The 12,459-nt window shown below is 29.0% G+C and carries 12 protein-coding genes; 6 read left to right on the forward strand and 6 right to left on the reverse strand.

Annotated features, from left to right (window positions below):
* Positions 1 to 12 precede the first annotated feature (12 nt).
* The 6 genes from HQN62_RS19110 (at position 13) to HQN62_RS09400 (ending at position 8,155) form a co-directional block, all read left to right on the forward strand.
* A complete protein-coding gene (locus tag HQN62_RS19110) occupies positions 13 to 4,557 on the forward strand; it encodes a DEAD/DEAH box helicase (protein WP_371811600.1) in 4,545 nt (1,514 codons plus the stop codon).
* A gap of 1 nt (position 4,558) precedes the next feature.
* On the forward strand, positions 4,559 to 5,392 hold the full coding sequence (locus HQN62_RS09380) for a V-type ATP synthase subunit I domain-containing protein (RefSeq protein ID WP_173504154.1): 834 nt from the start codon (positions 4,559 to 4,561) through the stop codon (positions 5,390 to 5,392).
* Positions 5,389 to 5,937: a hypothetical protein gene (locus HQN62_RS09385; protein ID WP_173504155.1), complete on the forward strand. Its 549-nt coding sequence runs from the start codon at positions 5,389 to 5,391 to the stop codon at positions 5,935 to 5,937. The genes HQN62_RS09380 and HQN62_RS09385 overlap by 4 nt, the downstream gene beginning before the upstream one ends.
* Before the next feature lie 293 nt (positions 5,938 to 6,230).
* The gene (locus tag HQN62_RS09390; protein ID WP_173504156.1) at positions 6,231 to 6,464 is read left to right on the forward strand and encodes a hypothetical protein; all 234 of its coding nucleotides are present in this window, start codon (positions 6,231 to 6,233) and stop codon (positions 6,462 to 6,464) included.
* A 3-nt stretch (positions 6,465 to 6,467) separates the two neighbouring features.
* Positions 6,468 to 7,235, forward strand: coding sequence for a nucleotidyl transferase AbiEii/AbiGii toxin family protein (locus HQN62_RS09395; RefSeq protein ID WP_173504157.1), 768 nt, complete (start codon positions 6,468 to 6,470; stop codon positions 7,233 to 7,235).
* Between the two features lie 302 nt (positions 7,236 to 7,537).
* Positions 7,538 to 8,155 (forward strand): hypothetical protein, encoded by a 618-nt coding sequence (locus tag HQN62_RS09400; RefSeq protein ID WP_173504158.1) that lies wholly within the window; start codon positions 7,538 to 7,540, stop codon positions 8,153 to 8,155.
* A 290-nt stretch (positions 8,156 to 8,445) separates the two neighbouring features.
* Here the strand turns inward: HQN62_RS09400 and HQN62_RS09405 are convergent, their stop codons facing one another.
* The 6 genes from HQN62_RS09405 to HQN62_RS09430 form a co-directional block, all read right to left on the reverse strand.
* Positions 8,446 to 8,694 carry a hypothetical protein gene (locus HQN62_RS09405; protein ID WP_173504159.1) on the reverse strand — a complete coding sequence of 83 codons (249 nt, stop codon included), beginning with the start codon at positions 8,692 to 8,694 and terminating at the stop codon, positions 8,446 to 8,448.
* Between the two features lie 23 nt (positions 8,695 to 8,717).
* Positions 8,718 to 9,698, reverse strand: a complete 981-nt coding sequence (locus HQN62_RS09410; protein WP_173504160.1) for a DUF3871 family protein — start codon at positions 9,696 to 9,698, stop codon at positions 8,718 to 8,720.
* Positions 9,679 to 10,572, reverse strand: coding sequence for an AAA family ATPase (locus HQN62_RS09415; protein WP_173504161.1), 894 nt, complete (start codon positions 10,570 to 10,572; stop codon positions 9,679 to 9,681). The genes HQN62_RS09410 and HQN62_RS09415 overlap by 20 nt, the downstream gene beginning before the upstream one ends.
* A 63-nt stretch (positions 10,573 to 10,635) precedes the next feature.
* Complete coding sequence (locus tag HQN62_RS09420; protein WP_173504162.1) at positions 10,636 to 10,980, reverse strand: hypothetical protein; 345 nt, start codon at positions 10,978 to 10,980, stop codon at positions 10,636 to 10,638.
* Between the two features lie 182 nt (positions 10,981 to 11,162).
* The gene (locus HQN62_RS09425) at positions 11,163 to 11,813 is read right to left on the reverse strand and encodes a hypothetical protein (RefSeq protein WP_173504163.1); all 651 of its coding nucleotides are present in this window, start codon (positions 11,811 to 11,813) and stop codon (positions 11,163 to 11,165) included.
* Between the two features lie 26 nt (positions 11,814 to 11,839).
* Positions 11,840 to 12,361, reverse strand: coding sequence for a P-loop NTPase family protein (locus HQN62_RS09430; RefSeq protein ID WP_173504164.1), 522 nt, complete (start codon positions 12,359 to 12,361; stop codon positions 11,840 to 11,842).
* Between the last annotated feature and the right edge of the window lie 98 nt (positions 12,362 to 12,459).

Genomic DNA, 12,459 nt, shown 5'->3' on the forward strand with positions numbered 1-12,459 from the left:
CATTATATTAAGATGAAACAATTCAAAGCAGGATACATAGTAGATGCAATCAGTAATATAGTTACTGAGAACTTTAAATCATTGAATTATTTCAGTGAAAAAGAAAATAGTGAAATTAATAAAATCAAAGGATTGATTCAAAACCTGAGTGCTTTTGATGTAGAGTTTCCTGAACCTCATAAAATTGATTACGACAAAATCCATCCTGTTTTAGCAACCATTAATAACATTGTTACAAGAGGCTTGCCAACAAAAGCACCACTTATTATTGAAGAAGTTTTTACAGAAATTGGATTAACCATAAAGAATGACAATGAATATATATTAGACTATTCAAATGCAGTTAAAGAGTTAAGTTTTGAAACGGTTTTTGAATTACTACATATCATAGAACCCAATTTAAAATTCAATGATGAAAACTACATTGGAGAATTAGGTAGTCAATTAGAAAAGAAATTTTTAGGCAACCATCAGTTTATCAAACAACTTTTTCAAACCCAAAGAGACTTTGCTACAATAAATCCACATATGATTGGTGATAAATCAGTTGATTTTAGCTTTACATCGCCTTATTTGTATTGGAATAACATTCAAAATAGAGCAGAATATAAAACACGAATATTTGAAATAGATGGTCCACATCATTTGTTAGAAGAGTATGTTTTTTATGATACAAATAGAGATTTAGCTGCAAGTAAAGTGAATGCGGAAACGTTTCGTTTCACTCAAAATGAGATTAATAAAAATGAGATTCCTTACGATCGATTATTTACAGAGGAATTATATAAAATTTTTGAAAAAAACTTCACTAAAAATATTTCTGATTATTTAGAAGAATACAGTTTACTTTTTATTCCATTCGCAGTAGCTAGAATTCAAAAAACAATAATAGACCATTTTATTGCTAATAAAGATTTACTGAAAAAAGAAATTCTACAAATAGCCATCATTGAAAGAGATCTGCCTTGTGGTGCTTTAGCTATCAAAAGTTTAGAAGAATTATTTTCAAATTTAAATGCTTTATTGGAAGATCAAGACAAACTCCAAATACCAAAAATTGAACTAAGCATTTTTGAAAATGAAAAATGGGTAATCAATCAAAAACTGCATTGTGGTTATAAGCCGAAAAACGAGACCTATTTTGGAGCTAATGATTTTGATATCATAATTGACCATTCTATTTTAAGACGTTCTCAAATCTATAAAGAAAAAGAGTATTCTATTCGCGAAGCAATAGTGATTCGTTCATCGCATTACTATGATAACAGCATCGAAAGTTGTAAAAAGATATATTGTGCCAATTTACTACACTTCAAAGAATTAGTGGATAAAAAAAATGATGGCTCATATATTTCAATTGAAAAACACGAAAAAAACATTAATTTTTTTATTCAAAATATCTTTAGAAAATCTAGTTTTAGACCAGGACAATTACCAATAATTTCTAGAGCATTACAACAAAAACCTGTTATTGGTTTATTACCTACCGGTGGTGGTAAATCATTAACCTATCAGTTACCAGCTTTTTTACAACCGGGTTTATGTTTAGTAGTCGATCCCATTAAATCATTAATGGAAGATCAAGTTAGGGTTTTAAATAATAATTGGATTGACTGCTGTGATTATATAAATTCCAATTTAAAAAGAGAGGAAAAACAAAGCAAACTAATTGATTTTAAGTTTGGACAAACACAATTTCTCTTTGTTTCTCCTGAAAGATTTGTAATGGAGGATTTTAGAAAAATCATAAACACTATTGACAATACCAAATACAAGTTAGCATTCTCTTTTTGTATAATAGATGAAGTACATTGTTTATCAGAATGGGGACACGATTTCCGTTCCACTTATTTGATGTTGGGTAAAAATGCTCAAAAATTTGTAAAAACAAGAAGCGGTAAAGTAACTTTAGTTGGACTTACAGCAACAGCTTCTTATGATGTTTTAGCAGATATTGAAAGAGAACTTGATATAAAACACGATGATGCTGCAAATGCAGTAATTTCAATTGATAACACAATACGAAAAGAATTGTTTTTTGATTTTATCGAATGTAATGCGAAAATAGATAGCCATAGTATTTCTGATAGAGAAATTAAAAACAAAATCGGTACTGTCAAAAGAGATAAACTAAATGATTATGTCAAAAACAGTATAAATAAATTAAATACAATAGATAATACGGTTATTTCGCAATCTCTTGAACAACATTATGATGAGTTTGAGATGGATGCAATTGATAAAACTACACTAGATATAATAATTAGTGAAGAATGTGAATCAATAAATGAAATCCCAAATAGTTTAACATTTGATACTACAACTTCAATAATATTTTGTCCGCACACTCAGGGAATATTAGGTGTAACGGGTAGAGTCAATAATAGTATAAATCCAAAAGAAGTATTTGAAAATCTAGCAATAATCGGTTCTAAAAAGTCTTATTTCATTGGAAATGATGAGGCAGGTAGATTAAGTGAAGAAATTCATAACCATTTCACAAGTTTTTTAGATGGTAAAACCAGTTATATGGTTTGCACAAAAGCTTTTGGAATGGGAATAGACAAGGAAGACGTAAGAACGGTTTATCATATCAACTATTCTTCTTCACCCGAAAGTTACATCCAAGAAGCTGGAAGAGCTGGAAGAGACAAGAAAAAGTCTTTATGCGTAAACTTAATTAATACAGAAGAATTCTATTTTTTAAACCCAAGCTATATAAAACAATTCTCAAGAGAAGCTAGATTTAGATTAAGACATCTTATTGAAGCATTTGACGGTGAAAAATTCTCATTGATAAGAAATTCAAATAAAGAAACATTAATTAATGATATTAAACTAATAGTAGCTGATTTTTCAAATAGCTTTACGATAGAAATAAGTAAAAAAGAAGTACAATTAGATACTATTTTAACCTACAATTTAGATGAAAGCATTCATGATTTCTTTCACAAGAACAGCTTTAAAGGCATTGAAACGGAGTTATATCAATTAGAACGTTTTTTTACAAGAAAGGAAGAAATTAATAAAACCGTTTTTAAGCAAATTACAGATATTTATAATCTTGAAAATGATAAGGAAATAAAATTTTATTTAACCACCGATGGTAATTTTCAAGGTAATATTTGGTTAAGAAATGTAAATAATGTTGTTTTTGGTAAAATAATAAATACTAGAGGGTTAGGTAACTTAACTGTTGATTTTAACTTTGGTAATGGAGGTGGTACTATGGATATTCCACTAACAAACCATATTTTAGATTTTATAAAAATCCAATGGCAAGAAAACAGTCCTAATACCACACTTTATGAATATTTAAGTAGACCTATTGAAAATGTTATAAATAATGGGCTGTCATTAAAAGATTTCTTTGAATCGGAAGGCAATAATTTAAATTTCATTGTACCATTAGATTTAATAAAAGATAGTTTGTCAGAAATTCTTATTACAGATTTTAATTTAATTGCAACTCCAAATATTCATAATGTTCATAGCTATTTAGAAACATTACAAAAGCAATCATCTGATTTTGTTGATTACGTTCAAAGAATAGAAGAGTCTTGGAATATTGAAATTTTAAAATCTGAAATCTATTTCAATAATAAGAAGTTATACAAAGAACTGTATTATTCTAATATTAACCGTCAGGATATATTGAGAATCATTTATCGTCTATATAGCATTCAATTCATTTCAGATTACACTATAGATTACAACAAAGCTTTAGTAACAATCAGCATTAATAAAAAAAATAAAGACTTCTATTTGAATGCAACCAAAGAGCATTTATTAAAGTATTTATCCAAAGAAAAAACTACGAAAAAAATCAAAAATTTAGAAAAAGTATGTTTTGATTTAGGTGTTTTTGATACAATTAAAAAGTCGGTAAAAGTAATATTAGATTTCACGTATTCCGATATAGTTGGAAAAAGAAAAAAAGCGATTGAGGATATTAAAGAATTTATTACAGAAAGTATTAATCAAAATTCAAAAACGGATTTAAAGTTTAATAATGCAGAATATAATATCCATTTTAAGCAGTTAATGTATTACTACTTCAATGCAAAGTATGCTAAAAGTGGTTATGTTGAATTTGGTGAAGACCGTTCTTTAATTGATGACTTTAAAAATAAAGAATTAAATGATTGGAAAGTTTTTGTAAAATATACTAAAATATTAAATGATAAAGCATCATTCATTAATGAATGCAAAATGATGCGTGGTTCTTGTAAAAGAATTTGGCGTTCTTTAGCAATAGAAGATACTAAAGAAGAATATGTATTAAAACTGCTTTATGCTTATGCCAGTTTCGGTTTAAATAACCCATATTATTTTCAAGAAGCAGAGAAATATTTTTTAGAAGGTTTTGAAAACTTATACTTAAAAAACGATTATTTATATTTTGAAAATAAATTAAACAAGTTTTTAGTAATTATTTCAGAAAGTGTAAAATATGAAAATTCTAAAGAATATATTAGAAGGATAAAACATAAGTTAATGCTTAAAATTTCAACCCAAAACGTCCAAAATTTAATAAAAGAACTAAACGATATTTAATATGGATAATATAGATCAAATATTAGAAAAGAATTACGAGCAATTAGATATTCTTAAAAGTGAATTGAGTAATCTAAAGGAAATAAAAAATAGAATAGAAGTATTAATTGGCAGTAATGATAAGTTACCAATCATTTTTAGTGAACTATTTGATAAAATAAATCAAGTTACTAATGATTTTACCAAAGTTTTAGGAAACTCAGTTAATGTTTTTTTGGAAGGCAATAACGATTTGTTAGTTAAAAACAACACTGTTTTTTCTAATAAAATAACTGAACTAGGTTCGGAAATATCAAGATTAGTCGCAGTAGATTTCAAGGTTTTATTTAAAGATTTAGAAACAAATTTTTTAGAGAATTCCAAAGTAGAAATAGCCAAAGAACTAAAGAAGTTTGAAGAGAAAACAAATAATTTTCAAAATAAGATTGATGATTTAGGTAAAGAAATTACGCGTTTATCTAAAATAGATTTAGAAGAACACTTCAATAAACATCAGAGCAAATTATCGGAAGTTTTTATTTCAGTTAATGGTATAAATGGAGTAATGACTACTATATCACAAAACATAAATAAGATAATTCAAAACTTTGGAGAAATTGAACAAACACTTTCTAAAAACCAAAAAGAAATTAATAAAAGTTTTGATGCACTAACCCAAAGTCAAGAAAAAACAACAAATGATTTATTAAATAAAATAAAAGAATCAGATACCAAATTAGAGGCAATAGTTTCTCAAAATGAACTATTAAAAAAAGAACTAGATTTCAATAAAAAATTAAATTTTGCAATTATTATTTTAGTTATAATTTCCATTATTGTAAAGTTTCTAGGATGATATTTTTAATTTATTTAGTGGTTGGTATTCTATTAAATTTTGTTGGTCCACTTGCAAAACATTTACTAATTGAGAATAATTATTTTCTAAAAGAAAATAGAAACAAAAATTGGTTTTACAGATACACATTTATTATTTTGATGAGATTTTTTATGACAATAATTTATCCTATTTTCTATTTTAGTTATTATATCTTGAAAAGAAAACCAGATGAACCAGTTTCATCCGAAGATAAACTAAATACTAGCTTAGTTAAAAGATTAAGAAATATCGGAGAATATAATAATATAGCTCCAACAGATAAAACTAGCGATGAAAAGATAATTGAAATATACACTCTAATTTGTTCTTCATTTAGAAAAGCTAGTTCAGAGAAACAAGAACGAATTCCTGCTGATAATTTAAACACCATCGTAATGAAATTCTTTAAACTATATGAGGAGTTTGGGGAAGATTTTATGCAGGAGCATTTGGAGTACGAATTAAAAAAATATGCGATCGAAGGACTAAGACCAGAATATAAAAAAGGAATTTCATTGTTTTAGACCATAAATATAAATTACCTCATTCATCTGAACAAAAATCGCTCCTAATCCAAGTATTCCTAGCATCAATGCTGCAGTTTGCTTCATTTCGCTAATTTCATTTTAAGAAAGCAATATTGATTAAAAATTGTTTTTTAAAATCTATTAAATTTTTATTTTTTTTAAGTCGTTAAAATCAAAGAAGTTAAACTTTTTTATAGTAATGCACCATTTATCACTAAATTCAGTATTTTTGCATAGTGAAGCAATCAATAAACATAGCGACAATTTTTCCCAAACACTTATTTTGGGATATGGATCCTAGTAAACTTAATCTTTCTAAAGATAAGTCTATTATTATACCAAGGGCTTTGTATGCAACAACTCCAGATACATTTGAAACAGACATTCAAAAATTAGAAACACTGTATTCTGCTAAAGATATTGTTAAATACTTAAAATTAACAACAGAGAATATCAGTAACAAAGTTTGTGTAAGTGTTGCAAAAAGATACAATGTAAAACCATTTCTTCGTTTTTCTCTTTAATTTATGAAGGCAGTTACTCCAGCAATAATTAAAGCCATCATAGAATTACAAACATTACCAACAGTATCAAAATTTACTTTAGGTGGTGGTACAAATCTGGCATTACAATTCAATCATAGAGTTTCTGATGATATTGATTTCTTTTACAATGGAATAATTGGCAAAGAGGGATTTAAAAACATCGAAAATGAAGTCAAAAACTACTTTGGTACAAAAGCAAAAAGCTTTGACGATCCTTGTGATATTAATGACCAATATTGCTTTCTGCGTTTCTTTCTTGATTTAGAAGATGGTGTAACCATAAAAGTGGAAATGCTTCAAAATATGAAGAATTTGTTTGAGGTAGAAGTAAATCAAGGAATAAGTTTACTTTCAAAAAGAGACATTGGTTTATTCAAATTAATCAGCACCTCAAACCGTTCAACCAAGAAAGATATTTATGATTTAGACTTCATAACCGATACAATTTCATTAATCGATTTATATGAAGACTTAAAAGTAAAAACACTTAAATTCAATAAAGAAGAAGATAAAACAATATTTGATTTAAGTAAAAACAAAACACCTGTTGACAATCCAGAATTACTATTAAAATTTGATGATAATTCCGATTATTCAAAGTTTCCATCACATACAAACGATACCATACAAATTATCGAGGGAAGCAAAACTTGGATTGAAGCAAAAATAAGTTGGCGTTCAAAAGTAAGACGCCTTTACAGCTATTTAGGCAAAGATTTTCCTGGGCCAAAAGGAATAAAAATCAAATAACCAACAAAGTTGCATTTTCTTAAAATTCAATTTAAACAGTCATAATTTATATAAAATTATAGTACTTTTACACAGTATTTTTTACAAAAATTTTGAAGTACACTTTTAAGTACGCAAGTTCTAATTAAACACTGAAAAGTCCAGTATTTACTGGGGTTTATAAAATATACTGTGGAGCCTCTTTCTCCGCGGAATTAAAACCCTAACAATTGAAGATCAATTAGTTAGGGTTTTTTGTTTTTGCATCTAGCCCGCATTTAGCCCACAATCTGTTTTTTTCTTTAATTTTATAATAAAAAAACATGAAGCAAAGCATTTCTACAAAACAAATCTTAATTGATCTTCTTTCGATCAAAGATCAGGTAAAAAAGCTATTTGAAAACCAAAAAGAATTCAATTCGTTAGTAACCTACCTATGTGCGAAAGATTATTATAATGATGATAACATACCTTTTCCAACTTTAAAGGAAATTGAAATAGGGACAGGTTTAAACAGCAATCAGCTTAGGAAGCAACTTTTAAGGATTTATGAAGATCTTTTTAATTATGATCCTATCTACAATCTAGAGTTTAATGAAACGGAATATGTTTTTTATTTAAACTACAATAAGGTATACGGATCATTCACTCTAACGAAAATAATGAATCTTCCGAGAATAGGAGAAAACGTTACCATTCCATTTTTAAAGGCTAAAGTGAATACGGATTATTTTTACGTCGATGATATCAGACACTATTTTGAAGGTAACACTCAACGGATCGATATATACTTATTAGCCGGATCATTTAATTCCTATTGGTATAATCGAAAACATCAGGCTGTAGAAGAGAATGAAATAAGTTTTAGAGATTTATATGATTTGTACGACTTTCAATTAAAAAAACTATTGAAGATTGGTCGATATAAGTATGATCGCTAAATTGATTTTATTCGTATCAATTGCGAAATATTAATACGAAAATTTAAAACCATTCTTTAGAAGAGAGATATATTGAATAAAAAAGGAAGAAACTTTATACTCCTAAATCATAATAAGGAAGAGTCATAAAGACTCTTCCTTAATTATATCAATTGCTAGCACTTTTTAGGGGTTTTTATTTGGTAACGAAGTAAAACCATCTCAAACAGATTGATTAACTGAAAATAAAGCTTAAAACTCCGGGTATTTTAATATTATATTATTTGTATTAAATTATAATATTACATGTATTAAATTATAATATTGAAGTAACAATAGAAATAAGGCTTGTCATCTATGATGTAAACCAGTTTGTTGTTGGTTGCAAGTTTTACCAAAGTAACTTCCTTTTTTTCTCCTATCATCATATACTTAACGTCTTTAATTACTTCAACTTCAAACGGGCAGGATAGCTCTACGAGCCTATCTTCTTTTGTTACAACTAGAATACTATAAGGGCTACTATATTTTAATAAAAAAGCATAGGCGTTATTATCCATTTTTGATTGATATAGTCATAGAATTAATTATCCAAGAACCAATTATGAGATTGATTTTCTATGGAATTTAGGAGGTTATTGATTAACTGATATGAATTGACATTTCTTTCCAAATTGGAATCGATGTAAGTGCTTTTATTTGCCTCGGTCAGTAAATTGTAGAGATTCCAAAAGTTAATCGTACTGTCCTTTGATTTAGAAAAGTGAGCATCAATGTGATAATCCCTCACCACAATATTTAATTGGGTATCATTTATAGCAAGTGGAAATAAAGTCTGTTTCTCTTCTTTGCTCAAATAAGGGAAGAGTTTCATTTTCCCAATCAAATGGGCAAACTGATTTTCTGTCAAAGAGTAATTAAACATTCGTTCCATACTAATCAGGTGCTCTTTCTTATTATAGTTGTTGATCAAATCATAAACTTTACCTTTCAATTCTAAAACGGAGCTGACCCGTATATCCTCTTTCAAACCACTTGTACTGACACATAAGTTTGTACAGACTGTATTGCTAAAGCCCACAAATATTTTGAATTTTTCCAAGGATTTTTTAGAAAACAAGTTCTCTTGGTTGTGGCTTCTTACTCCCCCGACGGTTAAATTGAGCTTTTGACCGTTGATAACTTCGCTTATTTCTGGAATTTCAATAACGAATGCCATACGCTCGTAATATATGGTCTTCTCGTGCTCTAGGAGCTGTAGTGCGGGCTTACCAATAGCGGATGGAATTCTACCCTTTATTACGTGTGACACGCGAATATCAGGCTTTAAAACACCTTTGTAGCCAAGAATATCTTCAAGAACTTCTTTAGTATTATTGATGAATTCATAATGACTAATGGTACATTCATTGTCTTTGGCGAAAACTGGAATTGTGCATTCATTTTTTAGATGATCCAAGGAAACTTCCGTTGTGTTGGCTTCGATAAAATTACGCTTTGGGAAAACAATCACTTCCGCTTCATCAATGATTTGATGTTCTATACTATTTAATACTAAATTCATTGTTTTGGGGGTTTAGGTTTTGAATTATTTCATTTTCGTAGATTACTTGAGCTGAGACATTGTCAAGCATTTCTTTTCGAGCCATTACTACAGGGTAGAGTTCTGTGCTCAAATTGGGATATTTATTGTAGATCAGTTTTAATCCTTCTGCTGTGTCACAGGAATTGATTTCTTCCTTGATTCTTTCAACAGAAATACCTTGATTACACCATTCGATTAGTTTCTTTCCTGTTGAGGAGTTGATAATGAATTCAGGTTTTCCCGAAAACAATTCAGTTCTGTCTTTAGATGCTGACACTAAATGCTTGTCATTCAGAAACTCAAAATTGACTGTAAGTTCGTATTCAAATCCTTCTCTGGTTATAGACTTGGTTCCCAACTTCATCACTTTCGTTTTTCCATTTCCATCCTTATCAAGACTATAATCCACTTTACTCCTTGAAGTAGCGACAATATGACACTTGGATAAGATGATAGCATCTATAAAAGACTGGTGACGAGGTGTAACTTTTGCCCAATCTTGGAATCGACCCCCTAACTGTTCGTGAGCTTCCAAACAGCCGCCTTTTCCTTGCCACTCATGGCTAATACTGTCAATAATGACAACTTTCATGCCTGATTCTTCACATATCTGTATAGCCTTTAAATAACGTTCAGGAGCAAATGGTTCATCCAATGAGAGTACATTAAAATCCCCTAAATGGGAATAAAGACTTGCAGATTTATTTTCTGTATCAATCAAAGCAATTTTGTTCCAATCATTAGTGATACCGAAAGCCAATAACAATGCGGAGTAGGTTTTCCCAAAACCGCTGGGACCTGAAAGTCCGATACGTAATTTTACTTGATGCCTTTCGGCTTTTTGTAGTTTCATAACTTTTGTTTTTAGTTTAAATAAAAAAGAGAACACCTTTCGATGCTCTCTTGCTTTTGTTTATTAATTGACTAATTCTTTTTTTATGACCTGTGAATGTGCGTTCATAAGGTCTTCATCAATGTACTGCCAATTGTGCTTAAGTGTAAGGATTTCTCCTGTTTCTTTGACAATGTATTCGTAAGGTTCGCACGCAACCTTCTCAATGTTTCCTGGCAGTTCTGTTCCGACGAGGGATTTGCAAGTAGCTTCATCAAATGTCGTTGAAATGTTAGCCTTGCGCATCGTCAGATAGATCTTTCCTGTCTTGTTGCTTACTAAAGGCTCTAAACCGCCTTGAACAATAAGCATCGATAATACTTTTCCTGTTTCTGTGGTAAATGTTTTTACGTCGAAAATTTTAACCATGGTTCTTCTTTTTTAAATTAGACATACGGGGGATCACCCAATTCAAAAAAGCAGGGCGGTTGGTGGGTGGATAATCTCGCTCTTTGAAAAAAAAAATTTTTTTTCAAAGAAAAGTGAATCTTGATAGAATAAAAAAACCTAACTTGGGAGTTAGGTTTGAGATAAATTTATACAATTAGGTTTTATTCATGATACGAAAAAGATTCCGGTTCAATGAAAGTTCTTTCTTCAAAAATTCGTAAGCTACTTTTGTAAAATTTAGACGTTGCTTTTTTAACGTCAATGTTTAAATGATTAATTTTTCCAATAATTGATATTGAACTTTCCAGTTCGGGATGTCCTAAGCTGCCAACTTTTTCAGTAAATAAAAAATCTATAAACACCGTATTTCCTTCGACATAATATTTTCCAAAGTCGACTCCTAAATGTTCATCTGTCAATCCATTTAAAATACCATACATTCTTTTTACGTAATTTTTTGTGTCGGTAACAGCTTCAGTATTTAATAATTTATTTTGAAAATCTCTGAAAACGTATCCATCTTTTCTAAAATAAAAAAACATATATCCGTCGTTACTCCCAATTTTTGCAACATAATACCCTTTAGTTTTAATTAGGTTATTAGTGTAATCTTTTTCATTTTTAGAAGATATATAAAATTCTTTGTCCAAATTTCTCTGCTTAATTGCTTCAAGTTCTTTTCTATTTGCTTCTGCTTTTTGGTGACGTATTATTGGATCAGAATTTTGCTTATCTAAGTCTTTTTTTTCATTATTCGAATAGATTATAATTCCAAGTACTGCTAAGATGATTATTACTATAGTTAATGTCATTTTGTTTAATTTAAATTATTATTGTTTTAATTATAGCCATAAGCCACTCCCGTCACACTTGCTTTGGTGCCTCCACTAAAACCAAAACTACCACCTTTACTTGTAATGGTAAGAATAAGGACAATATGTGCACCATTTTTTGCCGCAAGTTTTTTTAATTTTTCCATAGCTTGTGCTTGCATCTTTCCTTCTCCAGTAGTACTCCAACCGCTTGAAGCTTTAGCCATATATTCTCCTTTTTTCTTTAGACCATCTATATCAGATTCAAGATTAGTAATTTGGACTTTCTTCCAATCAGATTCTCCATTAATAACAACTTTTTCAGATATTTTTTGTGTTCTGCCACTTGCAAAATTTATTTCATTTACAAGATTTTTGGAAATATTATTTATCAATTCTTCTCCTTCAAATTTATACTTAATACTTCCATCTGTAAGTTCTGTTACTTTACAAACGATCGTTTCTCCAGTGTGAGTCAAAATTTTATCTTGCGCTGATACAAAAATACTTTGAGCCAATAAAACCAATACTACAATTGTTTTTTTCATAATTTATTTAATTTGTCCCTACTTTATTATCGGCATTGGGTATCCGAATTATTGTTATAATGTGTAATGGAAGGTGAATTTTATTTCAGAATGCAAAA

The sequence above is a fragment of the Flavobacterium sp. M31R6 genome, from assembly GCF_013284035.1.
Lineage (GTDB): Bacteria > Bacteroidota > Bacteroidia > Flavobacteriales > Flavobacteriaceae > Flavobacterium.

Bases quoted from the DNA above. Each gene is read 5' to 3' on its own strand.
- HQN62_RS19110 (WP_371811600.1), top strand. From the start codon at position 13: ATGAAACAATTCAAAGCAGGATACATAGTAGATGCAATCAGTAATATA.
- HQN62_RS09380 (WP_173504154.1), top strand. From the start codon at position 4,559: ATGGATAATATAGATCAAATATTAGAAAAGAATTACGAGCAATTAGAT.
- HQN62_RS09385 (WP_173504155.1), top strand. From the start codon at position 5,389: ATGATATTTTTAATTTATTTAGTGGTTGGTATTCTATTAAATTTTGTT.
- HQN62_RS09390 (WP_173504156.1), top strand. From the start codon at position 6,231: ATGGATCCTAGTAAACTTAATCTTTCTAAAGATAAGTCTATTATTATA.
- HQN62_RS09395 (WP_173504157.1), top strand. From the start codon at position 6,468: ATGAAGGCAGTTACTCCAGCAATAATTAAAGCCATCATAGAATTACAA.
- HQN62_RS09400 (WP_173504158.1), top strand. From the start codon at position 7,538: ATGAAGCAAAGCATTTCTACAAAACAAATCTTAATTGATCTTCTTTCG.
- HQN62_RS09405 (WP_173504159.1), bottom strand. From the start codon at position 8,694: ATGGATAATAACGCCTATGCTTTTTTATTAAAATATAGTAGCCCTTAT.
- HQN62_RS09410 (WP_173504160.1), bottom strand. From the start codon at position 9,698: ATGAATTTAGTATTAAATAGTATAGAACATCAAATCATTGATGAAGCG.
- HQN62_RS09415 (WP_173504161.1), bottom strand. From the start codon at position 10,572: ATGAAACTACAAAAAGCCGAAAGGCATCAAGTAAAATTACGTATCGGA.
- HQN62_RS09420 (WP_173504162.1), bottom strand. From the start codon at position 10,980: ATGGTTAAAATTTTCGACGTAAAAACATTTACCACAGAAACAGGAAAA.
- HQN62_RS09425 (WP_173504163.1), bottom strand. From the start codon at position 11,813: ATGACATTAACTATAGTAATAATCATCTTAGCAGTACTTGGAATTATA.
- HQN62_RS09430 (WP_173504164.1), bottom strand. From the start codon at position 12,361: ATGAAAAAAACAATTGTAGTATTGGTTTTATTGGCTCAAAGTATTTTT.